This window comes from Streptococcus sp. 20925_1_22, assembly GCF_041431685.1.
Taxonomy (GTDB): domain Bacteria; phylum Bacillota; class Bacilli; order Lactobacillales; family Streptococcaceae; genus Streptococcus.
In genome coordinates this window covers 23,525-49,897 of the sequence record NZ_JAPVYE010000004.1, presented here as the reverse complement: position 1 = coordinate 49,897, position 26,373 = coordinate 23,525, and the positions used below count along the sequence as shown (strand labels likewise).

The 26,373-nt window shown below is 44.1% G+C and carries 31 protein-coding genes; 3 read left to right on the top strand and 28 right to left on the bottom strand.

Annotated features, from left to right (window positions below; all coding sequences use genetic code 11):
* The 8 genes from O3621_RS06285 to O3621_RS06250 all read right to left on the bottom strand — a co-directional run bounded on the left by O3621_RS06285 (window position 1) and on the right by O3621_RS06250 (window position 7,014).
* Window positions 1-858, bottom strand: coding sequence for a PTS sugar transporter subunit IIC (locus O3621_RS06285; protein WP_002927051.1), 858 nt, complete (start codon window positions 856-858; stop codon window positions 1-3).
* A 27-nt stretch (window positions 859-885) separates the two neighbouring features.
* Window positions 886-1,380, bottom strand: coding sequence for a PTS sugar transporter subunit IIB (locus tag O3621_RS06280; RefSeq protein WP_125407769.1), 495 nt, complete (start codon window positions 1,378-1,380; stop codon window positions 886-888).
* Window positions 1,381-1,422: 42 nt separating this feature from the next.
* A complete protein-coding gene (locus O3621_RS06275; protein WP_002896730.1) occupies window positions 1,423-1,860 on the bottom strand; it encodes a PTS sugar transporter subunit IIA in 438 nt (145 codons plus the stop codon).
* A gap of 219 nt (window positions 1,861-2,079) precedes the next feature.
* Window positions 2,080-3,363, bottom strand: coding sequence for an ABC transporter substrate-binding protein (locus O3621_RS06270; protein WP_125347170.1), 1,284 nt, complete (start codon window positions 3,361-3,363; stop codon window positions 2,080-2,082).
* Window positions 3,360-4,043 (bottom strand): response regulator transcription factor, encoded by a 684-nt coding sequence (locus tag O3621_RS06265; RefSeq protein WP_002896732.1) that lies wholly within the window; start codon window positions 4,041-4,043, stop codon window positions 3,360-3,362. The genes O3621_RS06270 and O3621_RS06265 overlap by 4 nt, the downstream gene beginning before the upstream one ends.
* The gene (locus O3621_RS06260; protein WP_314447879.1) at window positions 4,036-5,352 is read right to left on the bottom strand and encodes a sensor histidine kinase; all 1,317 of its coding nucleotides are present in this window, start codon (window positions 5,350-5,352) and stop codon (window positions 4,036-4,038) included. The genes O3621_RS06265 and O3621_RS06260 overlap by 8 nt, the downstream gene beginning before the upstream one ends.
* Window positions 5,352-6,338 (bottom strand): substrate-binding domain-containing protein, encoded by a 987-nt coding sequence (locus tag O3621_RS06255; protein ID WP_314447877.1) that lies wholly within the window; start codon window positions 6,336-6,338, stop codon window positions 5,352-5,354. The genes O3621_RS06260 and O3621_RS06255 overlap by 1 nt, the downstream gene beginning before the upstream one ends.
* Before the next feature lie 280 nt (window positions 6,339-6,618).
* Window positions 6,619-7,014, bottom strand: coding sequence for a single-stranded DNA-binding protein (locus O3621_RS06250; RefSeq protein WP_002896737.1), 396 nt, complete (start codon window positions 7,012-7,014; stop codon window positions 6,619-6,621).
* A 128-nt stretch (window positions 7,015-7,142) separates the two neighbouring features.
* Between O3621_RS06250 and O3621_RS06245 the strand changes: the two genes are divergently transcribed.
* Window positions 7,143-7,730, top strand: coding sequence for a hypothetical protein (locus tag O3621_RS06245; protein WP_314447873.1), 588 nt, complete (start codon window positions 7,143-7,145; stop codon window positions 7,728-7,730).
* 500 nt (window positions 7,731-8,230) lie between these two features.
* Here the strand turns inward: O3621_RS06245 and ytpR are convergent, their stop codons facing one another.
* From ytpR to O3621_RS06230, 3 genes are read right to left on the bottom strand one after another with little or no spacing between them, the layout of a single operon-like run.
* A complete protein-coding gene (ytpR, locus tag O3621_RS06240) occupies window positions 8,231-8,857 on the bottom strand; it encodes a YtpR family tRNA-binding protein (RefSeq protein ID WP_371513960.1) in 627 nt (208 codons plus the stop codon).
* Entirely contained in the window at window positions 8,854-9,189 is a 336-nt protein-coding gene (locus O3621_RS06235) for a thioredoxin family protein (RefSeq protein WP_371513959.1), read from the bottom strand. The genes ytpR and O3621_RS06235 overlap by 4 nt, the downstream gene beginning before the upstream one ends.
* Window positions 9,186-9,473, bottom strand: coding sequence for a DUF4651 domain-containing protein (locus O3621_RS06230; protein ID WP_002903480.1), 288 nt, complete (start codon window positions 9,471-9,473; stop codon window positions 9,186-9,188). The genes O3621_RS06235 and O3621_RS06230 overlap by 4 nt, the downstream gene beginning before the upstream one ends.
* Window positions 9,474-9,643: 170 nt before the next feature.
* On the opposite strand from O3621_RS06230, the gene pepA reads away from it, so the two are divergent.
* Together pepA and O3621_RS06220 are read left to right on the top strand one after the other, a co-directional pair.
* Entirely contained in the window at window positions 9,644-10,708 is a 1,065-nt protein-coding gene (pepA, locus tag O3621_RS06225) for a glutamyl aminopeptidase (protein ID WP_371513958.1), read from the top strand.
* 119 nt (window positions 10,709-10,827) lie between these two features.
* Entirely contained in the window at window positions 10,828-12,312 is a 1,485-nt protein-coding gene (locus O3621_RS06220) for a DUF1846 domain-containing protein (protein WP_314580535.1), read from the top strand.
* A 54-nt stretch (window positions 12,313-12,366) separates the two neighbouring features.
* Here O3621_RS06220 and O3621_RS06215 read toward each other — a convergent pair whose 3' ends face one another.
* The 17 genes from O3621_RS06215 to O3621_RS06135 all read right to left on the bottom strand — a co-directional run bounded on the left by O3621_RS06215 (window position 12,367) and on the right by O3621_RS06135 (window position 26,368).
* Window positions 12,367-12,801 carry a hypothetical protein gene (locus tag O3621_RS06215; protein WP_101771841.1) on the bottom strand — a complete coding sequence of 145 codons (435 nt, stop codon included), beginning with the start codon at window positions 12,799-12,801 and terminating at the stop codon, window positions 12,367-12,369.
* 9 nt (window positions 12,802-12,810) lie between these two features.
* Window positions 12,811-12,975, bottom strand: coding sequence for a hypothetical protein (locus tag O3621_RS06210; RefSeq protein ID WP_314580531.1), 165 nt, complete (start codon window positions 12,973-12,975; stop codon window positions 12,811-12,813).
* A complete protein-coding gene (locus tag O3621_RS06205) occupies window positions 12,972-13,175 on the bottom strand; it encodes a helix-turn-helix transcriptional regulator (RefSeq protein ID WP_002907433.1) in 204 nt (67 codons plus the stop codon). The genes O3621_RS06210 and O3621_RS06205 overlap by 4 nt, the downstream gene beginning before the upstream one ends.
* 148 nt (window positions 13,176-13,323) lie before the next feature.
* A complete protein-coding gene (locus O3621_RS06200) occupies window positions 13,324-14,361 on the bottom strand; it encodes a sensor histidine kinase (protein WP_371513957.1) in 1,038 nt (345 codons plus the stop codon).
* Window positions 14,328-15,026, bottom strand: coding sequence for a response regulator transcription factor (locus tag O3621_RS06195; protein WP_297663189.1), 699 nt, complete (start codon window positions 15,024-15,026; stop codon window positions 14,328-14,330). The genes O3621_RS06200 and O3621_RS06195 overlap by 34 nt, the downstream gene beginning before the upstream one ends.
* Before the next feature lie 12 nt (window positions 15,027-15,038).
* Window positions 15,039-15,761 (bottom strand): lantibiotic ABC transporter permease, encoded by a 723-nt coding sequence (locus O3621_RS06190; RefSeq protein ID WP_371513956.1) that lies wholly within the window; start codon window positions 15,759-15,761, stop codon window positions 15,039-15,041.
* A complete protein-coding gene (locus tag O3621_RS06185) occupies window positions 15,761-16,549 on the bottom strand; it encodes a lantibiotic ABC transporter permease (RefSeq protein WP_371513955.1) in 789 nt (262 codons plus the stop codon). The genes O3621_RS06190 and O3621_RS06185 overlap by 1 nt, the downstream gene beginning before the upstream one ends.
* A 1-nt stretch (window position 16,550) precedes the next feature.
* Window positions 16,551-17,258: an ABC transporter ATP-binding protein gene (locus tag O3621_RS06180; RefSeq protein ID WP_004189048.1), complete on the bottom strand. Its 708-nt coding sequence runs from the start codon at window positions 17,256-17,258 to the stop codon at window positions 16,551-16,553.
* 134 nt (window positions 17,259-17,392) lie between these two features.
* Entirely contained in the window at window positions 17,393-18,313 is a 921-nt protein-coding gene (locus O3621_RS06175; RefSeq protein WP_004189052.1) for a hypothetical protein, read from the bottom strand.
* A 235-nt stretch (window positions 18,314-18,548) separates the two neighbouring features.
* Window positions 18,549-19,361, bottom strand: a complete 813-nt coding sequence (gene folK / locus O3621_RS06170) for a 2-amino-4-hydroxy-6-hydroxymethyldihydropteridine diphosphokinase (RefSeq protein WP_371513954.1) — start codon at window positions 19,359-19,361, stop codon at window positions 18,549-18,551.
* Between the two features lie 87 nt (window positions 19,362-19,448).
* A complete protein-coding gene (folE, locus tag O3621_RS06165) occupies window positions 19,449-20,003 on the bottom strand; it encodes a GTP cyclohydrolase I FolE (protein WP_002903492.1) in 555 nt (184 codons plus the stop codon).
* Window positions 19,984-21,378: a folylpolyglutamate synthase/dihydrofolate synthase family protein gene (locus tag O3621_RS06160; RefSeq protein WP_124765820.1), complete on the bottom strand. Its 1,395-nt coding sequence runs from the start codon at window positions 21,376-21,378 to the stop codon at window positions 19,984-19,986. Before O3621_RS06160 ends, folE begins: the two co-directional genes overlap by 20 nt.
* A 1-nt stretch (window position 21,379) precedes the next feature.
* Window positions 21,380-22,339, bottom strand: a complete 960-nt coding sequence (gene folP, locus O3621_RS06155; protein ID WP_314447849.1) for a dihydropteroate synthase — start codon at window positions 22,337-22,339, stop codon at window positions 21,380-21,382.
* 193 nt (window positions 22,340-22,532) lie between these two features.
* Window positions 22,533-23,171 carry a hypothetical protein gene (locus O3621_RS06150; protein ID WP_002911072.1) on the bottom strand — a complete coding sequence of 213 codons (639 nt, stop codon included), beginning with the start codon at window positions 23,169-23,171 and terminating at the stop codon, window positions 22,533-22,535.
* Window positions 23,172-23,288: 117 nt separating this feature from the next.
* Complete coding sequence (locus O3621_RS06145) at window positions 23,289-24,038, bottom strand: CPBP family intramembrane glutamic endopeptidase (RefSeq protein ID WP_185681470.1); 750 nt, start codon at window positions 24,036-24,038, stop codon at window positions 23,289-23,291.
* A 134-nt stretch (window positions 24,039-24,172) separates the two neighbouring features.
* A complete protein-coding gene (locus tag O3621_RS06140; protein ID WP_124765828.1) occupies window positions 24,173-25,366 on the bottom strand; it encodes an acetate kinase in 1,194 nt (397 codons plus the stop codon).
* A gap of 36 nt (window positions 25,367-25,402) precedes the next feature.
* Complete coding sequence (locus tag O3621_RS06135; RefSeq protein ID WP_314447838.1) at window positions 25,403-26,368, bottom strand: class I SAM-dependent methyltransferase; 966 nt, start codon at window positions 26,366-26,368, stop codon at window positions 25,403-25,405.
* Window positions 26,369-26,373 lie beyond the last annotated feature (5 nt).

The window sequence follows — 26,373 nt, the reverse complement described above, 5'->3', positions numbered from 1 at the left end:
TTAAATATCCTCCTCATCATCGTCTTCAATAAAATCTGCATTTGGTCCTGCAGTAGCTTGCGCTCTTATATTTTTAGCCATTTGAATTTCATAAAACAGAACGGCGAAAATCAGAGAAACAACAGCACAAGAAACAAGATTCAGACCCAGAGAAGCTGCCAATGTAAAACCGACAAAGAAAGGAATGAAATCAACAGCTTTTTCAACAATTTGTTTTAAAAGGATAGCGATTCCGACACACGGAAGAAGTGAGCCAACTGTAAAGAGAGTTTTCATAGGAATTCCATCCAACGGTAGGGCTGATTTCAAAGTTGTTACAGCCTCAGCACCTAGTTTACACATGATAAGTGTAGGCAGGAATGAAAAAACCAAGTGTGAAATCCAAGGGAAACCCCAATCGACTACATATAGCTTTTTAAAATCCTTTTTTTCTACTGCTTTCCAACCAATATGCTGCCAAAGCAGATTCATAGTTGCTGTACCATAGAAGAGTACTGTACCAACTGTTCCTACTAGAGTTCCCATTGATTTTGCAAGGTTTGCTGCATCAGCAGAATCTAAAGTTAAACCTTGTGTCTTAATGGCAACCATAGCAAGTGGAATCCCGATGTAAGAAACAGCTCGCACATCAGCAGAGACAGTACCACCAGGAGTGACCAAAGCGATGTAAACCAATTGCATAGCAACTCCACAAACAATACCAAGCTTAATATCACCTAAGATAAGACCAGATATTAAACCTCCAACTAAGGGACGTCCTAATGTATAGTTACCAATAGATGTACCACCCAAACCAGGCATAGATGACAGACATGCAAATAATCCCAGTAAAGCGGCTTGTAGCCAAGAAATTGTCATAATAGACTCTCCTTTTCATTATTATAATTAAAAACCAAATTTAGACTTGAAATCGCTCCAGTAACCGATGGAAACATCTGGCAAGAGCTGGAATTTGACTTTGTAGCCAGCTTTTTCAATCGCCTCAATCGCTTCTGCCTCTTCCTGGGTGATGGACTGGTTATTGCCCAGCTTAACAGCTCCCGGACGGTCATTAGCAGGACCGACGATGATTTCCTTAACATCCCCGGGTACAAAACCTTGGTCCACTAGGATTTCCTTCATGTCCACAGGATTTTTTGTAATGAGGAAATAGCGACTGTCTGAATCTGTGACCTTGCCTGATTTTTCCTTGAAGGCTTCCTTGGTCCAAACAAAAGTCTTCTTATCAGAAGCTCCCTTGTAGGCCTGAATCAAAACCTTGTTTCCTGCTGCTGCATTATTAACTGCAATCAAGCCATCACAAGGGTATTCCTTAGCCCAGCGAGTGACTGTTTGACCGTGGATCATGCGGTCGTCAATCCGTACAAATGATACTGTCATCTTTAAAATCTCCTTTTATCTTTTATAATGTATGCGGAAGCACTAAATATCGTCTTCATCTTCGTCAGCTGCATCACTTACGACTTCAAATTCCTGCAAAGCAGCTGTAGCCTCGGAAAGGATAGCCTGAGCCAGCTCTTTTCCGTCCAAGATGTCTTTCATAACCAAGCCAGTCAGTCCCATGGTCAGGTTCAAACCTCCCAAGATAACTGCTGAGTCGAGCTTACCCATGTCAGCTAAGACGCTAGCTGCTGTCGTCAGAGGACTGCCTCCTACAATATCAGCCAGAACTAAGACACTGTCATCAGCGCTTAAGCCAGCCAAGGCCTGAGTAAAATCAACTGCAAAATCATCAACTGACTTGCCCTCCTGAAGACCGACCGCAATCACCTGGTCCGTCTTGTCTCCGGCAAACATCTTCAAGGAACTCTGCACGCCTGCTGCCAGTCCCCCATGGCTGACCAGTACAAGGTATTTCATCTTTCCTGCCTCCTTTATCCTTCGACTTCTTAGCCCAGTCAGGCTTTAGATGACGAAGGATTTATTGATGATTTTATTGTACAGGATATGGAACCGGTTTCATATTGTCAAATGTCACTTTGCCCAGATGACATTTGTTAGGAAAAATATGACATTTGTCATATTGGTCTAGGCAACTGTACTTTTTCTGATTTAATTGGCAATAAAAAAGAAAGCAGATTATTTTCCGCTTTCTATTTCTCTTTGAATGCTCGGCAAGGCACTGTCAATCTCTTGATTCTGCATAGCATTTTGAATCAGATAGTCCATACGATCCATGGTATGACGATCTACTTCAAGACTGATGTCAATGATGGAGCGATTCATCATGTGGTCTAGCCTCTCTGAAGTCAAGGAATCCAAGCCAAAATCATCTGCCTGTAAGATTTCTCTAGCCTGTTGACTTTTCACCACAGATGGTAAGACTGAGGTCCCCTGCGATTTTTCAAACAAGGCCTGCTGGCTTTCTTTATCCTGTGACAGCAAGAGCATAAATTCCCAAGCCAGCTTCTCTTGCTTGGTATTGGAAGACATGGCAAAGAGCGAGGTCTTGACCTGTGTTCCCATCACCTGGCTATTGGCTGTTGGCATCGGGATACAGGTCCAAGAAAAGCTAGAATACTTGGCAACATGGTATGGATAGGGCTTGTAGGTCCGATACTGAGCCAGACTCATAGGATAGAAGGCCACCCGCCCCTCATCAAAGTCATTAGAAGTCACCTTATAATGCTGGCTGAGCATGTTTAGCTTGCTCATAAAGGCCAAGGCTTGGTGCATCTCTGCGCTGTCTACATTGATACCAGATTTATCGGTAAGATGGCCGCCGTAAGCTACCAGAGCTTGCTGCCAAGTGTAATCTGTAATACCGTACTGATCCACCACACCATCGCCATTGGTATCCTTGGTTACTTTCTTGCAAATCTCATAGAAATCCGTCAGGGTCCAACCTGACTCAGGAATGCTAATCCCTTCTTTTTCAAGCAGGTCTTTATTGACACACATCATGATAGGATTGCTCTCAACTGGAAGTGCATAGCTGACTCCCTGATATTGCCCAGCTTCATAAGCCACCGGATAAAAAGCCTTTCGCTCATCATCCGTTAAGAGGGTATCCAAGGATTTGAGCGCACCAGTCGAAGCCAACATGCTAAAGTCGTTTTCCGGTACCATAAAGAGATCCGGCTGCTCACCTTTCAAGACTTGCTCTGCCAGCCAGTCAGCGTAATCATCCTTGGGAATACCGCTTTCATAGACGACCTTGACATGAGGATGCGTCTTTTCAAATTTTTTAATCAAACTGTCCAAGACCTTGTTTTCGCGGCTGTTAGGCACATCCCAGCTAGAGCCAGCATAGACACCGATACGCAGGACCTTTTCCTGAGCTGAAGCCCAAAAGACAAAAGCCAGAGCAACAGATATGATCAGGACAACCAGCAGGGCTAAATGTCTCAGTCTCCACTTCATTTGTCGCTTTCCTTACTAAAATCTCTCTGAGTGACTCCGGTCTGCACAGCCCAGATAGCCAGCTGGGTTCGGTCGCGCAAGTTGAGCTTGGCTAGGATGCCTGACAGGTAATTTCTGACTGTCCCTTCTGACAGAAAGAGTTTGGCAGCAATTTCTTTATTCGAAATCCCAAAGCCAATCTGCTGGATAATCTTCCACTCCGTCCGGCTCATGTCCTCTATATTTTCCTCCGTCACCGTGATAGCAAAGTTGGACTGGGCCATCTGAGAAAAGATTTTGAAGACCTTGGTGGCAATATTGGGATTGATCATAGCTCCGCCTCGATAGACTGTCTGAATAGCTTCATGAAGCTCTTCTGTCGAAACCCCTTTGAGAATATAACCAGACGCACCGTATTTGAGAGCGGAGAAGATAAATTCATCGTCATCAAAGGTCGTCAGAATGATAATCTTAACATCCGGATACTGCTCTTTGACAGCCTTGGTACAGAGAACACCGTCCATGACTGGCATGCGAATATCCATTAAAATCACATCTGGGCGTACCCGATGAAGCTTTTCCAGCACTTCCTTACCGTCTCCGACTGTCCCGACCACCTCAATATCTGCGTGTGCTGACAGGATGATTTGCAGAGACTCGCGAATCAAGGCCTGATCGTCTGCTATTAAAACCTTAATCATGTCTTCCTCCTATTTTTGGGATTTCGATATGCGTGTAGAAACCGTCCCGATTTTCAAAGCGGACGCTTCCGCCAATAATCATTAGGCGCTCCTGCATCTGCTTGAGGCCATAGCCATAGTGGAGTTCATCAAAGCCAACACCATCATCCTGAATGGTCATTACATAAGCTTCTTCTTCCTCCAACAGCTCAATCCAGATAGTCTTGGCATGACCGTGGCGGACAGAGTTGGTAATAGACTCCTGAATCACCCGGAAGACAATGTCTTCCTTGGCAATATCCAAGTCAATATTATCCCATTCGTAGCGGAGATGAATCTCCAAATTGGAGATGGCTTCATACTCACGGATAATCTTAATCAGAGCTTCCTTCAAAGTATTATTTTCCAGAGCTCCCGGTCGCATCTTATTGAGCGAGCCACGGACATCACGGATACCATCTCGAACGACGACAGAGACATTATTGAGCTGCTCCTTAGCCCGATTGGTATCAATATCAACCAAGACCTTGACCGCATCAATACCCGCTGAAATTCCCGTTAGGGCATGGCCCAATGTATCGTGAATCTCTCTGGCAATCCGCTTCCGCTCTCGGTCTTCTGCTATTTTTTCGGACAAGGCCAGATAAGAATTCAACTCGCGATTGGCCTGAGAAGCCATGCGCAGCTCTTCCTCAATCCGATGACGCTCCGTAATAGCCGATAAGATATAGAAGAGCAAGGAAATCATAAAGACGACGATATTGAGGGAATAGAGGAAGTTCTTACCAAAAAGCAGCAACAGCCGAACGGACTCTGGGTAAAAACGAATATAAGTATCCAGCGAAGGTAGCTTGATAAAGAGCGACATGAGGTCATAGTTGGACAAGAGCAGCATGCCAAAGCTCAAAATAATGAAAGAAAACCAGTACTTCTTGTCCTTGGAAGAATTGAACTCCTTAGAGCCATAGAAAATATCCGCAAACACCAAAAGAATCAAGCCATTGTAGGACGAATGCAGGACGGAAAAGATGACCAGCATGAGCAGGATTTCAATAATGGTTGCCTTGTCATAGACGGACAGCTGATTGGGGTGGCGCTCCCGGTAGTACATGACCAAAAGCAAACTACCATAGAGGCTAATTGATACCCAGAAAATCAAGCTGGGAGAGCCCGGAATGGCATCCAAACGCTCCAAAAGCGAGTGACTGAAGCCCTTAGCCGCTATATAGTTGGTCGCAAAGAGATAGATGGACGCATTATAGACAATGGCAACCAGATTGATGACCATCAGGGCTATTTTGCTGTAAAATATACTTTTTTGAGGTCTCATTATTGCCACCCTGTAACTGTGTATTGGCTGATATTATCTCTGTTGACTAAGTGAACGGGAATCAGGTATTGGCTGTCGTAGGATTTCCCCTCTTGCATCAGCTCAATTACCTGCGCCACCTTGCGTCCCATCTGAATGGGCGATTGGGCCACGGTTCCCTGTATATCGCTAGTCGTAGCCAGAAAGTTTTTGATATCTGGTGAACCATCCACGCCATAGATTGAGATTTTCTTATCAAGACCTTGATTTTTAATAGCAGCCAAAGCCCCGATGGCTGCTCGATCATTGAGCGCCATAACTACATTAAAGTCTAAACCTTCATCCAGAGCCCCTTTGACCTGTGGCATGGTTTCCTCAGTCTGGCCTAGTGTTTCTTTCTGGGAAATAATCTTGTAGCTAGGCTGTTTTTCAATCGTATCAATAAATCCCTGAATCCGGTCCATGGCAGAGACGGCATTGCGGTGCTCTAGAAGGAGAATGTTGGCAGAAGGCCGACGCTTCATCATGTCCTGGGCAATCAGGACGCCTGCTTGGTAGTTATCAGACACAATGGTCGTATCCACTTTTACATCCTGACTGATAGGCGCATCCACTACGATGATTTTAATACCAGCTTTCTTGGCCTTTTGAAGAGAGGAAATAATACTTGGACTATTGCTTTTCACCGGATTGATGACAATGACATCAACCTTTTCTCGGATAAAAAAGTCAATCTGCTGGCTCTGCTTGCCCTCATCCAGCTCAGGATCCCGAACGTAGAGTCGGCTGCCCTGCTGGTTGGTTTTCTTCTCCAACTCCGCATTTAAGGTCTTGTAAAAGTCATTGTTCATGGTCATGTAGGTCACCCCAATCTTGACCTGCTTCTCATCTGGCAGAACGCCCTTGAAATAAATAAAAAGCAAACCCAAGATAAGCAGAATGAAAAGCGGCCAGAGAGCCTTCTTCTGATAATGCTGTATCCGTTTTTTGATCTTAGCTGATACCATTTTTCACCCCCTATGCCGTAAGCGCCTTTATGAAACATATAGGATTATTATATTACAAAGCCACCAAAAAGCAAAATCTTTCCAGAAACGGCTATAATAAAAGAGGTGAGACAGAATCTAAAAAATCCATGATTTTTGATTCTTGGTCCCACCTCGATGATTATAACTAAACCTCAAAAAGCTTAATAGAAAGAGACTTTCAATCACACAGAGCTTGCATCCTGCAAAACTGAATGATGATTTTTGGGCGCAAGGTCATTTCCCAGTCTTTGCTTCCTGCTTAAAAGGGAAGTTCCTCTTCTTCCAACACCAAATCTGCCAAATCAGCTCCGCTGTTATTTTCACGCAGAGCGCGCTGAGCCCGACTTTCCAGCAGCTGGAAGCTATGACAGAGCACCTCTGTCACATAATGAGTCGCCCCCTCCTTCTCGTAGCGACGAGTCCGCAACTCACCATCCAGAGAAATCAAGCTGCCCTTACTTGCATAGCTAGCTAAAGTCTCAGCTAGACGCCCCCAGACAACCACATTTACAAAATCCGCCTCACGCTCACCGCTCTGAGATTTATAACGACGATTAACTGCGACCGTTGCACGAGCCACAGATTTTTCATTCGCAGTCTTGTGCAGTTCAGGCGTAGCCGTCAGCCGGCCGATTACAATTACTTTATTATACATTTTATATCCTCCTAACTTATCATTCGTAATAGGAGGCAAAAAGTGAAAAAAATGTGGTATAGTATAGACAAAAAGGAAAGTTGCAGCTTCTGTCCCTTTCCTACTAGACTTGTACAACGGAGGCTCCGATGACCATTAAACATTCCCCTGTGAAAAATATTCTTTTTATCCTGATTTCTCTGTGGTTCGGAGGTTTTTCTGCCTTAGCTGCCGTAGACTACCTGACTAGCTCCAACCCCTACAAAGACACTAGTTTCTTTGTCCTTAGTCTGCTGGTTGCTGCTTTCTTCTTACTGCTCCTTATCTTTGCTATTCGCAGACTAACCATTCATGCGACTATCCTATCCTTTGACCACGACTATGTGACCTACCACTATAGCGGACTCTTATCAGCAGCCACCTACTGCATTCCTATGCAGCAGATTAGTCATGCTCGCTACAGCCGAGACAGTGAAGAATCCGAGATTGGTCTTTGGATGGAGGACAGTTTCCATGACTTTGCTGCCTTTAACCATCCCCGCCACAAGATTTATGCCTATCCCGACAGCCAACTCATCGGTATTGTTTTCAAGAGAAAACGCCTCAAAGTATTGGAAGACCAAGGCCTAAATAGCCTCATCTACCAATACAAATACAGCAGTCCAAGTCAGAGTCCCACAGCCACTCCTCAGTCAACAACCGACTCGCAAAGTAATAGCGACAGCGTCTTCTTTTGAGACAGTGTGGTGATTGTTAAGACATATCACTTTAGATTACGGAGGATATCTAATGAACTATATAGCTTTTGTTTATTCCATTCTTTTATTATTTTCAACCTATTTTGCTTATAAAAAGAAGATTGGCAGCTCCAAAATCTCATTAATCGTCAGTTTATTTTTATTTTTCCTAACTCTTCTGAATTTATTTTTCTTCAATTTTTTACTGAAAGCTTTAATATCTATACTTTTAATTTTAATCTCAGTAAGTTTTTTCTATGACAGAAAAATGAGTAAGAAGCAGATTCATTATATTCATCATTGTGTTAGATTGGTTTTTCATCTGTTAATCATTTATTTTCTCTACCATTAGCATGAGATAGATTTTTAACGCTAAATTTATTGCCACAAAAAATAGAGCGAAACGACTACACAAATCAATTCGCTCTATTTTATATTTCGGATGTTATTAGGATACCTCGCCCATTTCTGAGCTTTTTTGTTATTTTAAATCTTCATTTTTATCCCTGCCAATGTTTAGCTGGATCAAAGGCGGTGCCAACTAGTTCGCTATCGGATAATTCAATGATGCCACGTTTTTGAGGCGCATTAGGCAGCTGAAGTTCCCGTGGGCTGCACATCATACCAAAACTCTTTTCTCCTCGAAGTTCTCCTGAGAAAATCAAATTCCCTTTGGGCATCATGGCACCTGGCAGCGCCACAATCGTTTTGAGGCCGACTTTGGCATTAGGAGCACCGGCCACGATTTGAACAGTCTTATCAGCAGCTACCTGTACTTGGCAGATATTCAGGTGGTCACTATCTGGATGAGCTACCATATCAACGATTTGACCAACCACAAATTTTGGCTGGCTGTCATTGACCAAGTTCGCTGGGAAGCCTTCCTTGCTCAGCTCCTGATTGAGAATAGCCACTTGCTCATCTGTCAAAAAGACCTGTCCGCGCTCTGCAATTTCAAAAAGGTCTGACTGCTCAAAAATATTCCAAGCTACTGTCTGGCCATTATCTTCACGGTAAACACGCGCTACCCGTCCTTTGCGTTCAGCTGCCAGTTTAGCTCCTTGATTGTCCGCAGCAATAATCATCAGCACATCGCCGACATATTCTTTATTATAGGTAAAAATCATTTTACGCTCCCTTTTTCTCTTATACTCGCTAAAAATTCATTGATTTGACCCTTGGTCTTGCGTTCACGATTGACCAGACGGCCAATCTCCTGTCCCTTTTCCAGCACTACTAAGCTAGGAATCCCGTAAATGTCCCACTCTTCGGCCAGATCCAGATAGGCATCACGGTCCACTTGGATAAAGCGATAGTCAAGATTTTCAGCTTCTATCTCTGGCAGAAAAGGTCTGATAAATCGGCAATCTCCGCACCAGTCAGCCGTGAAAAAGAAGACAGTCTTCTCCCCATCATTGACATAAGAAGCCAATCCCTCTAAATTTGTAGGGATAATCATGCTTCTTCCTCGTAGCTTAGCTGACCATTTTCATAGACAAAAGCAAAATGACGGTCGTCCTCTAGGACCAGACCACCAACCAAGCGGTCATCTGTGGACTCGTAGAGCTTGACATAAAGGCAGGAAATAGTACCCTGACTGGAAAAGAAATCTCGCACAAGCTCGACGATTTCCTCCCGATTACGCAATCTTTTTTGCTCCTGTACGACTTTGGCTGCCCCAAAAGCCAGAGCTCCAGCCCCCAAAAGGGCGGTTGTGGTTAAAATGATTTTTTTAGCTTTCATGTAGAATATTTTAACACAAAAGAGCAGAGGCGACAAACAATATTCCAGATTTTCCTGGGAGAAGCTGGATTCTTGGGCGGGCAGTCCTCTTGATTCAGGCAAGCTATAAGATTTTCCTACTCATTTACCATAAAAAGTGATAAAATAGGGGACAGAAAGAAGGTAAGTTTATGACAACATTATTTTCAAAAATCAAGGAAGTAACAGAGCTTTCTGCTATTTCGGGTCACGAGGCACCTGTTCGCAGTTACCTGCGGGAAAAACTCACTCCCCATGTCGATGAGGTTGTCACCGACGGCCTGGGCGGTATCTTTGGGGTACGCCATGCAGAAGCTGAAAATGCTCCCTGTGTATTGGTAGCGGCCCACATGGACGAGGTTGGCTTTATGGTCAGCGAGATCAAGCCGGACGGAACCTTCCGTGTAGTTGAAATCGGTGGCTGGAACCCGCTGGTCGTTAGCAGCCAACGCTTCAAACTCTTTACCCGTGAAGGTCGGGAAATTCCTCTTATCTCAGGATCAGTCCCTCCTCATCTGACGCGCGGATCTGGCGGACCAGTTATGCCACAGATTGCAGATATTGTCTTTGATGGTGGCTTTGCGGATAAGGCAGAAGCTGAAAGCTACGGCATCCGTCCAGGAGACACGATTGTGCCAGACAGCTCTGCTATTCTCACAGCTAACGGGAAAAATATCATCTCCAAAGCCTGGGACAATCGCTACGGCGTCCTTATGGTCAGCGAATTGGCTCAAGCCTTGTCTGGTCAACCACTAGACAGCCAACTCTATGTCGGTGCCAATGTTCAAGAAGAGGTTGGCCTTCGTGGTGCCCATGCTTCTACGACAAAATTTGCCCCTGAGGTCTTCCTGGCTGTAGATTGCTCACCAGCGGGTGATATTTATGGCGGTCAAGGGGCCATCGGTGACGGAACGCTGATTCGCTTCTTTGACCCTGGTCATCTCATGCTGCCAGCTATGAAAGACTTCCTCTTGACAACTGCTGAGGAAGCTGGCATCAAGTATCAATACTACTGCGGCAAGGGCGGAACGGATGCTGGTGCTGCCCATCTCCAAAGCGGCGGCGTACCATCTACTACCATTGGTGTCTGCGCCCGCTACATCCACTCCCACCAAACTCTCTATGCCATGGACGATTTTCTGCAAGCCCAAGCTTTCTTGCAAGCGCTGGTCAAAAAGCTGGATCGCTCAACGGTGGACACGATTACCAGCTATTAATCTCAAAAGGCAGCCCGTTCTTCATTCGGGCTGCTATCTCTTTTGTCTAACACTTCCCCTTTCAACTTTCCAATTTGAAGAAAATTTTGTTATAATGCTTAGCAGAGGTGAAAATATACATGAAAAAAATTGCTTTTGATTCTGAGAAATACTTAAACCTGCAGCGCGACCATATCTTGGAGCGCATTAATCAATTTGAGGGCAAACTTTACATGGAATTCGGCGGTAAAATGCTGGAAGACTTCCATGCTGCCCGCGTCCTGCCAGGCTATGAGCCAGACAATAAAATCAGACTGCTCAAAGAGCTCAAGGACCAAGTAGAGATTGTCATTGCTATCAATGCCAACAACATTGAGCACTCTAAGGCGCGTGGTGATTTGGGCATTTCCTATGATCAGGAAGTGCTGCGACTAATCGATACCTTTAACGAGCTGGATATTTATGTAGGCTCAGTGGTCATCACCCAGTATTCCGGCCAGCCAGCAGCTGACCTCTTCCGCAGCCAGCTGGAAAAGAATGGCATCGCTTCCTACATCCACTACCCGATCAAGGGCTATCCGACCGACATGGACCATATCATCTCACCTGAAGGTATGGGGAAAAACGACTACATAAAAACTAGCCGTAATCTAGTCGTAGTAACTGCACCTGGTCCTGGTTCTGGTAAATTGGCTACTTGCCTATCCAACATGTACCACGACCAAATCAATGGCATCAAATCAGGCTACGCCAAGTTTGAAACCTTCCCAGTTTGGAATCTGCCCCTGCACCATCCAGTCAATTTAGCTTATGAGGCAGCGACGGCAGACCTGGACGATGTCAACATGATTGATCCTTTCCACCTGCAAACCTACGGAAAAACCACCGTCAACTACAATCGTGATATTGAAATTTTCCCAGTCCTAAAGCGTATGCTGGAGCGCATCCTTGGAAAATCACCTTATGCTTCTCCAACGGACATGGGAGTTAATATGGTTGGCTTTGCCATTGTAGATAATGATGCAGCTATCGAGGCATCTCAACAGGAAATCATCCGTCGCTACTACCAAACTATTCTGGACTTTAAGGCAGAGCGCGTTTCTGAATCTGCTGTCAAAAAGATCGAACTCTTGATGAACGACTTGGGCATCACACCGCTGGACCGCAAGGTAACAGTTGTAGCACGCGATAAGGCTGAAAGCACTGGTGAGCCAGCTCTGGCATTGGAATTGCCAAACGGTGAAATCGTAACCGGTAAGACCTCTGAGCTCTTTGGTCCTACGGCCGCTGTATTGATTAATGCCATTAAGAAACTAGCCAATATTGCCAAAGAGACTAAGCTGATTGAGCCTGAGTATGTCAAGCCAATCCAAGGCCTGAAAATCAATCATCTGGGCAGCCGTAATCCTCGACTCCACTCAAACGAAATCTTGATGGCTCTAGCAATCACAGCCATGGAAAATCAAGATGCTGCGCATGCCATGCAGCAACTCGGCAATCTCAAGGGCAGCGAGGCCCACTCCACCGTCACTCTGACTGATGAAGACAAAAACGTCCTGCGTAAGTTGGGCATCCATGTAACCATGGACCCTGTTTACCAGTATGATAGACTCTATAGAAAATAAAAACAAGCTCTGTTAAAAGCTTGTTTAGAAAGCTGGCGTCGCCAGCTTTTTTTGTTAATAACGCTTAGACAGGAGAAAGCGCAAGAGATAGTAAAGTCCCAAAACCAGGATAATGGTCAAGGTCAGAAACTGATTGAGATTTAAGATGATTGGGAAAATCATGGACAGGACACTCAAGCATGCTGCCAGCAGCAAAAGTATATTAAAAAGCAAAGTACGAGTCTTTTCGTCAATCATGCGATTGCGCTCGTCAGTCACTTGAATGTAGAGCTTCTCAAAATTTTCCTCCCGTCTTAGGGCCAGATTATACCGAATGGTCAGCAAAGAAAGCCCCAGCAGGATGCCGACCATGACTCCTTCCTGCTGATCATCCAGAGAATGAAAGTGGCTCCAGGCCAGTCCTACCAAGATGATAAAGGTTAAGATACGCCCCACGATAACTTTCCTTTGAAGTTTTTTCCGAAATTCTTGTTTAGTTAATGTTTCCATGTCAGCCTCCTATTTTTCATACGCTTGAAAAATTTTCAAAATCACCACAATCAATATAACTCCCACAAAAGGCAGGATTTCCTTAGGGATAAAATTGGCTTGAAAATGGAGATAAGATAAGCCAACCACCACCAAAATAGCCAATATCCATTTACACAAATAAGTCCATTTCATGATTTATCCTCCTCAAAGAGAAACACTTCTTCAATCCTTAAATTGAAAAAGGATGCAATTTTATGAGCCAAAAGCAGCGAGGCATTGTAGCGGCCTTTTTCTAAAGAAATAATCGTTTGTCTCGTGACCTCTAGCTTCTCAGCCAGCTCCTCCTGGCTGAGCTTTTTTCTTTTTCGTAATTCTTGAATTCGATTTTCCAAGGCTGCCTCCTTTCCACAATGTAAAACAAACTTTACTTTTCAAATATAGTATAGTCTCCTTTACATCTTTTGTCAAGAAGAAAGCGGCAAAAAAGAACTGAAACTTTAAATATTTCAGTCCTTTCATCATCTTTATTGATTTCCTTTGTTATTTGCTTTTTAAAGCCACAGTCAACTCGACACAGGCTCCTCCTTGGTCTGGATTGAGCAGAGTCAGACGACCACCGTGCAAGAGAGCTACCTGCTTAGAAAAGGCCAAGCCGATACCATGATGGGGATTAGCTGAATTGCGGCTTTGGTCACTCTGGTAAAAGAGCTGTTCCGCTCCCAGCAGCATCTCCTCTGAAAATGAAGGGCCGTTGTTCCAGATAGCAAAAACCAACTGGTCCTGCTGCACTGATACCATCAGCTTCACTTCCTTTTGGTCCTGATTAGCATGTTCAAGCGCATTCAGTAAAATATTGAGCAAAGCTCGCTTGAGATAGTCCAAATGAATTGACAAAATCAGACTAAGATCACAATCTTCTTGGAGATAAAAACGATAGCTTTCCTGTTTGCTGAACAGTGCCCAATCGTCCTGGAGATAAGCCAAAAAGTCCTCCAAGGAAAGCTGACCGAACTGATTAGAATCAATCTGAAAAGTCTTAGCGTAATCAATCAAAGAGCCACAATACTCTTCCATCTTGTGACTGGCCTGCAAAATCTCAGCAGCATAGTCTGCCTGTGGCTGGCCTAACTGCGCCAATTCCAAGAGCTCAGCATTCCCCTTAATCACAGTTAGGGGCGTCTTCAAATCGTGCGATGTCGCTGATAGCTGTAAAATCAACTCCTGATTATGCTGCTGCTCTCTTTCTAGAAGACGAGCATTATCTTGGTGGCTGCTCCGTAAATCGCTATAGACTTCTAGCATTTCCTCAATCCGAAAAAGCTGACTTTGATTTTCTTCTAAAAGCTTCTCGCTCGTTAGCATTTTTATTTCCCTGTCGATTTTTCGGAGCAATTTCAAAATATGATAAAAAGTAATCAGCAGCAAGCTCCCTGCCCAAAAGAACAAGGTGAAAAGAACGTGATTACTTCCTTGCGTAAATTCATAGCCTATAAGCACAAAAATCAAAACATGAAAAAAGACGATTTTTAAACTGGTTGTCCAGACTAGGCTTTTGAAATTTCGGGTTCTAATTGCCATCTATAGCCTACTCCTCTCACTGTTGCGATTGCTTGCAGCCCTTCTTGTTTGCATTTTTGACGAATCTGATATACGTATTCTGAGATGGAGCGAAGCTGTGTTTCTGAGCTTTCTGGGTAAAGCAAGGTATGCAGGCGTTCAGCTGAAAAGGTCTGTTTGGGATTGCTAGCTAGTAAATGCAGCAACTTAAACTCACGCTCTGAAAATTTCAAGACTTTACCAAAACAGGCAACTTCATAGCGCTCTGGATAAAATTGACAAGAAGCAATCTCAGAATAGCGCTCCTCCCGTCTTTCCTCCCGCCGAAGATGAGCTCTGACACGCGCCAGCAATTCTTTGGTCCCAAAAGGCTTAACAACATAGTCATCTGCTCCGCGAAAGAGCCCTTCCACTTTGTCTGCCTCCAATTCCTTAGCCGTCAGAAAGATGATTGGACACGAAAGATGAGGACGAATGTAGGAACACAGCTCAAAACCATTAACAGGCTCCATCATCACATCCAGCAGAATCAAGTCATATCCGACAAAATGCGTCAGCTCTAGCTCTTCTATTCGATCAAGCGTCGTCACATCATAAGCATCGAGCTCTAGGACATTTTTCACCAGCTTCAAAATGCTCCGGTCGTCATCAACCACCAAAATACGATACTGTCTCATGATTTCCATTATAGCATACCTCTAGCGAACATCTCGTTTCAAGGTTAAGAATATAGTAGAGCTCCAAACCAAAGCTAACCATATCATCTGTACTCCCAGACCTAATAGATCTATTGAATGCTGAAGCCCTTCATACTCAAAAAGATTTAGCGTAGCCAGATCGGGCAAGTATTTTGCTTCTTTGATGAACGTTGCCAATAAACGGCTGAGACCAATCAAGAGAGGAAAGAGCACCGACACCGGCACAACCCAAGATTGAAATAGCAAAGCGAGGCCGGCAGTTAAAAAAGCCAGAAAAAGATTGCTGAGAAGACCAAAAAAGCTGTAATAAAGGAATTTCCCCAGTAAGGACCAGCTAAAGTCTAGGTCAAAACGAGCCAGCATAACAAGGAAACAGCTGCCTATCATGACACTGTAGAGGACCAAGAGCAGCAAGGCCAGAAAAAGGAATTTCCCAGCCAACCAAGCCTTTCTATTTGATACGGTTAGAAAATTCGTTCGCATTCCTGATTTGACAAACTCCTGGGCAAAATAGAGGGAAGTAAAGATGACGATGACAGGCTGCGCCAGATAGAGGGCATGCAAAACCTCGCTCAGAGCCTTCGTCTGGCCAACTGCTGTCTGACTGTAGTCAAGATTCATTAGAAAAAATGGAACAGCTCCCAGAGCCACCAAGGCTGCACCAAGAGCGAGATAGTAAGAACGGAACTTAATCCATTCGCTTCTAAGTAGAGCTTTTATCATCAGTATCGCCCTCCTAAATCCGTCTTCAAAAAGCGCAGAGAGGTCATACCGCCGATGACTAGTAACCATGCACCAAGTATCAACAGCCCTTGCAAGGGATTGTTGGCATATTGGGAAGTTGGCGTTGCAGCAAACAACTCTCCTGCTGGCTGTGGCAGATAAGCTCCCCAACTCGTGTGAGCAGCTAGGTAGTTTCCTAAATTATAGATTTGGGGTACGAGAAAAAGCAGAGGAACTAGCATGGTCCGAGCCAATAAACCTAACAAAAATGAAAGGATTCCTAATAAGGTTAGAGATAAGGTTTTCCACAAAATCAAACTCCAAGCTGCCTGATTGAGCAGAATTGGATCAAGCCCTTCCTTTCCTAAAGCAAGATGCATGACCATATAGCTACAGTAGATTGATAAAAAGCTACTGGCAAGAGAAAACCAAGCAAAGGTCATGAGTTTCCCCACAAGCAACTTCAGGCGGTTATTACAGGTCAAGAGACTAGTTCTCAAGCTATGAGACTGAAATTCCATAGCTCCCAAAATTCCAGCTAAGATGACCAAAACCATGCCTGCCATAGAGGCACCATTGAGACCTAGATATTCCAGCGGGTCAATGGCTTCTGCCAGGCCGGGAACCGTCTCAGGCGTGGCATCCAAGCCGACAGATAAATACTGTCGACCCTCCATCCAGGATACGGCAGGCACCAATAGCAGCATGAAGGCCATACTCACTTTGAAAGCCTTGGTTGAGCGAATTTTCAACCATTCTGAATGCAATAAGGACATCGTTTCTTTCATCTTAAACCTCCTCTGTCAAATCAAAGAAGAGATCTTCTAGACTGTCTGCATCTTGCAGCACCTCTTCCAATCGTCCCTGCTCAATAATTCGCCCATGATGAATTAAGACTACATCATCTGTCACCATTTGCACCTCTGACAGGATATGGGAAGATAGAAGTACTGTTTTCCCTAAATCAGCCTGCCGACGGATGAACTTTCTAAACCACTTAATCCCACTTGGATCTAGTCCATTAGTCGGCTCATCTAATATAAGAAACTGAGGATCACCCAGCAAAGCTGCGGCCAAACCTAACCGTTGACCTTCCCCCAGAGACAGGCTTGACAAGAGGTCTTTCCTCTTATGAGCGATTCCAGTCATCTCCAAAACCTCATCGATCCGAGACTTGGAAATGGCATTACTCGCCGCAATAATTCTCAGGTGGTCATAAACCTTTCGATTTGGCAGACCGCCAATGCCGTCAAAGGCTGCACCTACCGTTCTGAGCGGATAGGTCATTGACTGATAGGTTTGCCCATCAAAAGTCGCCGTCCCTGCTGTCGCCCGATCTAACCCCAAGAGAATCCTCAAGGTCGAGCTTTTCCCTGCACCATTTGGGCCCAGAAAGGCTGTAATCCGACCGCTTCTAGCAGTAAAAGAAATATCTTCTAAAATCTGCTTGCTGCCATGCTTTTTGCAGACTCCTTCTATTTTCACTGTATGTTCCATACTGAACTCCTTTTGATTTTTCTTTAGTATACAAGAGAAAGTTCAGAGAAAGTTCAGACAATAAAAAAACTTGCCTTGCGACAAGTTTCTTTTCTATAATTCCAGTTTGCTCAATATGAATTTCTTTTCTTGACTTACTCACTTAGCTCACCACCCTTTCCATTATAGTATTGTTTAAACTCTTTATAAGAGTGAATCTCATGTTCTTGACCATCTACAGAATAGTCAGCTTTGATTTTAACTCCATACAAAGTTTCCTCTCCCTTAGGCGCAAACCAATGAAGGAGTGTATCGAAGATCTCGGCATTCCCCATTCGATCATAGCGCATGGATAACTTTTCATCTCCCTTAATTATCCCCTTCTCTATATTAGGGAATATACTGAATAGGTTGATGTTAGAATCAGGTTTTACATTACTAGAGTTAGTAATACTTCTATAATCAGTTGCATAGTAATAACCTATGTCAGAAATACGATCACTTAAATTTGTCATGGAAAGTGAAATAACATCTAATTCTTTTGTGCTAGGAATTTTATCTGAATCAGTCGGACTATAATATTCTTCCTTTCCTAGATTATAGTAAAGTTTTTCCACTTCGGAGATAGGTTTTCCAGCTTCTAGCACCTCAATATAAATAGTATCTTTATAGGCTGGTCCTCCAAATGTAGGAAGCCCAATACGTATAACATCATTTTTTTTATTCTTTTTTCGAACTTTTTCTAACACATTGACCGTAGAGCCTTTCTGAGTATCTAAATCATAGTACGAAAAACTAATAAATTCTGTATTTGTGCTCTTAGAATCTTTCACTCCTCTTTCCTTGTAGCTTCTGCCAAAAAGATACCGTCCTCCAACTAAAACTGTATCAGCACCAGAAAGAATGTATTTCTTTTCATCCCCTAGCACTTTAATTTTATTTATATCCAATTCATTTACTGATTTAATAATTTTGGGTTCAGATTCTTTTTCTGAAGAGCTCTGATGAAAATAAACGACTCCAAGAACTATAAAAGAAATTGTTACAATCATCCCAATCCAATATCTATATCTCATCGTCTCACCCCCTTATATCAAAACGTTGTATTAGATCCTACTAAATTTGAAAAGTACTTAGAATCCGTCGTTTGCCAATCTTCATAAAAGAAACTTTCTATCTTAGATAAACTCAGCAATCCGTCATATACAACCTGAAAACTAATTTCTTTCTTATTTTCATCACTAATAATATGATTATAATTAACTTGAAATAATTCCTTTACATTAAAAAGTCTTACAACGAGTTCTTAGTTTATTTTTCAACCGCATCCCAGAGCTGGCGGATGCTTTTTTTCTGCACGGGATCGACAAAGTGTGGAGCGATTTCCACCAGAGATTGCAAGACAAAAGCCCTCTCAGCTACATAAGGATGAGGAACAATCAAGTCCGGACTGTATAGCTCTTCCTGTCCTATGTAAAGAATATCCAGATCAATCACACGAGGTCCCCATTTGATCTCCCGCACGCGCCCTAGATCCGCTTCGATAGCCAAGAGCGTCTGCATTAATTCCTCAGGATTGAGCCAAGTCTCAATTTCAACAACTTGATTGAGAAACGAATCCTGCTCAACCCCACCCCAAGGCTCCGTCTCGATACGACTTGATGCCTGCAAAACTCTTATATTTTGTTCTGCCATTTTTTCCAAAGCCGCATCCAAATTGGCAGCTGGGCTGCCTTGGTTGCTGCCCAGAGCGATAAAGGCCTTCCGCTTTCGATGCACTAGCTTGACTGAGCAGGTCTCTAAAGGCAGTGGCACCGGTGCCCAAGGCTTCTTGACCTCCAAGCTGACCTTCTGCACCAAAGGATGAGTCAGAAAAATCCGATCAATCAGCTTATAAGCCAGCGTCTCAATCAAGTCCTCCTTGCTTTCCTGACACCAGCGGGTCAAATCCTGAGCCAATTCTCCATAGTGGATAGAAGCTGTCAGGTCGCCTGTTTTGGCAGCCTGAGTCATATCATAGTCCAAAATCAGATCCAGCACAAAACGCTGGCCTAACTCCTTCTCTGCTCCAAACAGACCGTGATAGGCATACACTTCTAAATCCTTTATGCGTAGCTGATCCATTCTCTTATCCTTTCTGATTCAAGTTTCTGCATTTCATTCTTGATAAAACTATCTAGCCTTTCCCGACACGCTCCACTACTGATAAGATCAATGTCCCATCAGTTTGTAAGCTTCATTTTTTAGGTCCTTGTCCGTCGCTAAAATGCCACGCGCTGCTGTAGTAACCGTTGCAGTGCCAGGCTTTCTGACTCCGCGCATATTCATACACATATGCTCAGCTTCCACCCAGACCAAGGCCCCCTGAGCACCCAGATAGTCCATCAAGGCTTCAGCAATCTCTACGGTCAATCGCTCTTGAATCTGCGGTTTCTTGGCATAGACCTCTACCGTTCGGGCCAGCTTGGACAGGCCTGCTACCCGACCATTAGGCACATAGGCGATGTGAACCTTCCCGTAAAATGGTAGGAAGTGGTGCTCACACATGGAATGAAAGAAAATATCCTTCTCCACTACCATATTATTGTCAATGATTTCAAAAGACTTAGCCAGATGCTCTTCAGCAGTCTCGCCCAGCCCAGCAAAAATTTCCTGGTACATTTTAGCAATACGCTGTGGCGTCTCCTGCAAGCCTTCGCGGCTTCCGTCTTCTCCAACCGCCTCAATAATCTGGGCTACAGCTGCTTCAATTTTCTTCGTGTCCATATATGCTCCTATGTTCATTTTTATTTTTTGATAATTGACTTGACTGAGAAGGACGCTCAGCCAAGTCTAACTTGCTATTCTCAAGGATTGCTTTTCTGACCTGAGCTAGAAAATACAGAGAGCCCGTGATCAGCAAAAGCTCATCTGACTCATGCTCTACAGCAAAATAATCTGCCAAATAATCCGGCCATTCTTTGTAAGACATACCTTGCTGCTCAGCCAAGGCTTGCATGCTCTCTTTAGAAAAACTCCGCGGATCAGCAAAGGCTGTCAAGCTTATAGCAGCTTTGGGAATCTTTTGCAACAGCTCCACCATATCATCCAAGGCCTTGGTTTGGATACAAGCAAATAAAATGTGCTTTCTATACGTCGGATAATGCTGGTCCAATGTCGCTGCTAGCGACCGAAGGGCATGGGGATTATGGGCTCCATCCAGAAGGATGAGCGGCTGATCCGATATCCTTTCCAAACGCCCTGGCCATACAGCAGCAAGCAAGGCCGATTCAACCTCTGCTTTTGTCAATAAAGGCAGCGACTGCAGCTGACAGTATAGGTCACACAAGTGCAGAGCTAGTCCAGCATTGTCTACCTGATGCAGTCCCATCAGAGCTGTTTGATACGAGTCTTTGGCCCGATAGGCATTTGAAAAGGAAAAGCGCTCCCCCTTCTCTGACACTTGATGTTCTACTTGATAGTCTTGAGACCAAGAAAAGAGCGGAGCATCTTTTTCAGCAGCCTTCTGCTCGACTACTGCCAGAGCCTCCGGCTCCAACCTACCGGTCACAAGGGGAACTCCAGGTTTGATAATGCCTGCTTTTTGCTGGGCAATAGCCTCTAGACTGTCACCCAGCAAGGCCACATGATCCAGACCGACTGTCGTGATAGCGGTCAGCAAAGGCTGACAGACATTAGTACTGTCCAAAAGCCCACCCATGCCGACCTCGATAATAGCCACATCCACCTGCTGCTGGACAAAATAATCATAAGCCAGAGCAGTTATAATCTCAAACTCAGTCACCCCTTGCAAGCTAGAGTCTGTCGCATGCTGGGCCAAAAGCTCTTGGTAAATAGAAAGTAATCTCTGAAGGTCTTGGTCGGAGATCGCATTGCCATTAATGGCAATCTGCTCATTGTAGCTGACTAGGTAGGGAGAGGTGAAAGTGCCAACCCGCAAGCCTCGCACCTCCAAGAGTTGGCGCAGATGGGCAATGGTTGAGCCCTTGCCATTAGTCCCTGCAATATGAATGACTGGCAGCCGCAAATGTGGATTTCCCCGCAGCTCCAGCAAACGCTCCATCCGCTCCAAGCCAAAATTGGGACTGGCTGTTCGATAGGCTTCCAGCCAACTTAAATCAGGTAATTCTTGTTTTTTCATATTACTTATACTGACCTAGATTGAGATCTTCTGTCTGCTGTGCTAGACGAATAGCATCGCCAACGGCAGCAGCCATCCGGTGCTTAGCCACTTCGTGCACTCTGACAACTTCAACGCCTCTACTGGCCGCAAGGCTAGTCAGATGGGCTGAAGCTGTATCACGGTTTTCGAAGCCTTCCTGAGTCTCAGGATTGACCTCAAAGCCGCTTTCTTCTAAGATACTAACGAGAAACCGCTTACGAGAAACCCCAAGAAAAATAGGGAAACCAGCCTGATGGAGACTATCCAGCTCCTGCAAAATGAGAAGATTCTCCCGCTTGGTCAAACCGAAACCAATCCCTGGATCCAGCATGATATTATCACGCGAAAGACCGGCATGTTCCGCCAACTCCAAAGATTTCTCAAAACACTTCCACATCAGTTCTGCAATCGGCAGCTCTGCAAAAAAAGATAACTCTTCCTTTGTGAAGGCTGATCCAAAGCCAAATTCTGGGAAAATTTTTGAGCTGGCATGTTGAGGCCGAGCCATCACTGGATTAAACATGACAATAACTGGCGCGCCATATTCCGCTGCTGTCTCTGCCATCTTTTCATCACCCAAAAGACCAGTAATATCGTTGATGATATCTGCACCCGCAGCCAAAGCAGCTGCAGCCACTTCCGACTTCCAAGTGTCCACAGAAATCACAACATCACTTTCCCGACGAATAGCTTCAATGACTGGCACCACCCGTTCTATCTCTTCTTGAATAGCCACAAAATGACTGCCCGGCCGAGGCCGAGTAGACTCACCACCAATATCCAGCATGTGAGCTCCCTCAGCAATCAGCTTTCTAGCCTGAGCCAATGCCGTCTCAACCGTATTGTAGCGCCCACCATCTGAAAAGGAATCCGGCGTCGCATTGATAATGCCACAGAGGCCCGTTCGGCCATCTGGAGCAATTGCTTTTAGATTCACCATTGATTTTCATCTCATTTCTATCGACTGCCCTGCTCTTCAACAAAAAAGGCACACTCATCTAGTGTACCGCAAAGCTCTCAGCAGATGCAGCATCCAGTCCTATGAACTGCACTCGACTTCACAAGAAGACCTTGTCTAGTCCCTTGTTTCATTTACCATTTTACCATAATTCTTCTATTTGACAAAACACTTTCTAAAAACAAAAGGGTAAAAGACTGAGAATAATCATATTTCGGAGAATATGGGCCAGCATAGACAGCTCCAAACGCTGAAAATAAGGCCTGAGGAGATGGGCAAAGACTAGTCCCAAAACTAGATAGGAGAGAAAACACAGAGTTTCCTGAAGATTTTTCGCAAGGGAAAAGCAGAGCAAACCTAGTGCAATCCCCCAGCTCTTCCGATAGCGAAGAGAGGAGTCACTGTCAATAAATTTCGGTGCTGCAGGGGATAAAACAGCGATGTCAATCCCCAGAAGCAAAAGAGAAGATGACAGAAAACTCTCCGTCAGCATCTGCTCCACCGCCTGTCCTGACTGCGCCTCCTTGCCACACAGCAGAAGAACCCCCGCAGCATTGACCAAAATCATCAAAAAATACAAGAAAAGCAAGTGTCGATAGTTGCTTGACTGACGCAAGGAACCTTTGATTTCCTGAAGTTCTCTGGAAAAATAAAAGGCGCAACAAAAAAGCAACCCCAGCAAGCCCACCATAAAAAGCAGATTAGCCTGACTAAAGACCAAGCGGTGAGGCATTGGATGAAACATGAGAAGCAGTCCCGTCTGAGTCAACATAGCCAGCAATAACAATTGAATGATTTTCTCTAATTTCAGCATATTCTCTCCATTCTTCTCTTATCATTATAGAAGAAGTAAGAGCAAGCTGGTAGAAATCCCCTCAAATGTCCTAATTTGTGCCTCAAATGACAAAAAAAGCAGATATTCTCTGCTTTCTTACTTGTTCACCAAACCTGTCAGTATCATAATGAGTACTGCAACTCCATTTCTCAGCATGTGTGCTAAAATAGACATTTCCAAACGCTTAAATATGTAAGCAACAGCAGCTAAAACAGCACCCATACCTGCATATATAACAAAACTGCCGATATTGGTCGGACCATGAAAAAGACCGAAAAGAATGACTCCTACAACCAATCCCCAAACATAATGCTTGGTAAAAATCTTCTGAGGAATCAAGCCACGAAAGACTACTTCCTCCAAGATAGGGGCTTGAATCACAGCACCTACCACTAATAAAATCTTGGGTACATGCTGAAATAAAGCATTCAAGGCATCCTGATTAGCAGTGGAAATAGCCTGACCTTCCAGCAGCATGATAATTGCTCCTAACATGTTGACGCCAATCATGACAACATTAGAAACGGCTAACCAGCCAAACGAAGACCATTTGAAAAAGTTAAAGTCAAGGCTCAACAGTTCTTCTTGCTTAGCCATTCTCAGAACAAAAAAGACAATCAAAAGATATACCACCAGCACAAAGATAGTCTGTCCAGCTGAAAAACTCTTCTCAGAAGACGTCATCTGTCGGATAAATATAAATGGTATCTGGCTGAGAAATAAGACAAACAGAGTCAGTAGGATGTACTCTAATTTTTTTAGAACTGCTTTCATATCTTCCTCCTTTTCCTTCCTAGTATAGCTCAATTTTCTCTTTTTGTATAGACAATTCTTAACTGCAAGCATTTTGTATATCACGTGTTGGGAACTAATACTGATAGTGACTATGAGATAGAATCGCTCAGTTTTTCCAAGGCCAACAACCAAGAAAATTCTTTCTTAAAGCATACAAAAAGCCCAGTCAAACTGAGCTTTTGGATTTATTGATTTTTGAAACGTTCGACATCACGCGCGATGACCAATTCTTCGTCAGTCGGGATAACCAAGACTTTGACCTTGGCATCAGGACTGGAAATCACGCCTTCTGCACCACGAACATTCTTTTCTGGGTCTACGTTACAGCCAAACCAAGAAATACCATTAATAACCAGTTCACGAATGGTCACAGAATTTTCACCAATTCCTGCGGTGAAGATGATAGCATCAGCTCCATTCAAAACAGCAAGATACTGACCAATATATTTCTGAATCCGATCTACAAAAATGTCGTTAGCCAATTGAGCCTTGGCATCACCTGCCCGCATCGCCTCATGGATATCACGCATATCACTTGACTTCTCAGAAACTCCAAGCAAGCCTGACTCACGGTTCAAGACACGACTAATATCTTCCGGAGTATTAAAGTCATCTGTGTATTGCATCAGGTAAGGAATGATGGCTGGGTCGATATCCCCTGTACGCGTTCCCATCATGACACCGCCAAGTGGTGTGAATCCCATAGAGGTATCTACAGAAACTCCCTTGTCAACTGCTGTGATAGAAGCTCCGTTACCGATATGGCAAGTGATAAGTTTGAGTTCTTCAATCGGACGTCCCAAAACTTTAGCAGCTTCCTTGGCTACATACTCATGGCTGGTCCCGTGAGCTCCGTACTTGCGGACCTTGTTTTCAGTGTAATATTTAGTCGGAATCGGATAGCGATATGCTTTTTCCGGCATAGTTGTATGGAAAGAGGTGTCAAAGACTACCACGCTGGTGATGTCTGGCAGAATTTCTCTAAAAGCACGGATGCCTGCAGCATTGGCCGGATTATGCAATGGAGCCAGAAGAGACAACTCCTCTACCTTTTGAATCACTTCTTCATCAACGAGGGCTGAATCCTTAAAGTATTCACCGCCAGCCACAACACGATGGCCCACACCGGTAATCTCATCATAAGATTCAATGATATTAAAGCGTTTCAAATCATCCAGCAAAATTTTTACGGCCTGCGTGTGATCTTCAATATCAAGAACCTGCTTCTCTGACCGACCGTCAAATTTCACTGTTGAAATAGAATCCTTGAGACCAATCCGTTCCAGCAAGCCCTTAGCCAAGACTTTTTCTTCTGGCATCAAATAGAGTTGCCATTTTAAGCTTGAGCTTCCTGCATTAATGGAAATTGTTTTCGACATTTCTTCACCTCTTTAAGCGTTTTCAAAATCATTATATCAAAATTTTGTTTGAATTTCACTATCTTTGTACCAGTTTTGAAAACTTTGGCGGAATTTAAACATTTCATCATGATCCTGCAAATCCCGTAGAGGGTAGATAAAAGGCTGAATGTTATTCGCTTCCTGTTTCCTCAAGACAAAAAGGGTTTTACCATGCTTGCTGCTTGAGAAAATAGACTCTGGCAAAGTTATCATCGCGATAAACTGAGCCTTGGCTAGGAGCCATTTTTTCAGCAGAGGAGCTTGAGCGCTGGTCAAGAGGTCATTGGGTGCCAGAAATATGGCATAACCTCCCGGTTTCAGATATTTGAGTGACTGCTCCATTAGAAGATGGTGGGCATAAGTGTGCTCATCCGGACTAGCCACTTCATAGCGAGAGGCAATACTGTCGTCTGGATAATAACCGACCGGTAAATCACTGATAATGATATCACTCTCTTTCAGAACCTGAGGCCGAACTGCATCCCCCTGAGCAAAGTGAGCCTTAGAGTTCATAACCTCTGCAATGCTGGCAGAAAGGTCGATTAATAAATCATCTAGTTCCAGACCCAGATAGTCTATCTTCTTTTGAGTATGGTTGAGAATAGTCTCAGCCAAATTCCCAGTCCCACTGCCGATTTCTAATACATCAGCTTCCTCTCTGTGAGCTAGCTGGTCCAGCAGGAAAGTAATCAGAAAACCAATTGTGTCAGGTGTGAATTGATGATTGACCTGCATGGGCTCCGTCTGGGCTGCCTTCATCAAGATAAACTGATAAGCTCTCCGCCACTCTTCCTTGTTCAAATGCAGAGCGCGGATTTTTTCATCGTTGGTCAGAACTTCTTGTAAGTCCGTATCTCCATCTAGGTAAATGCCGTTCTGCTCAATCAGAGCATCATAAAAATTGGTCGCCAGAGCGTTTTGGATATTCTGGACGTTTTCGAGAATCAGAGTATAAGCTTGTTCTATCTTTTCAAAATTCATGGAAT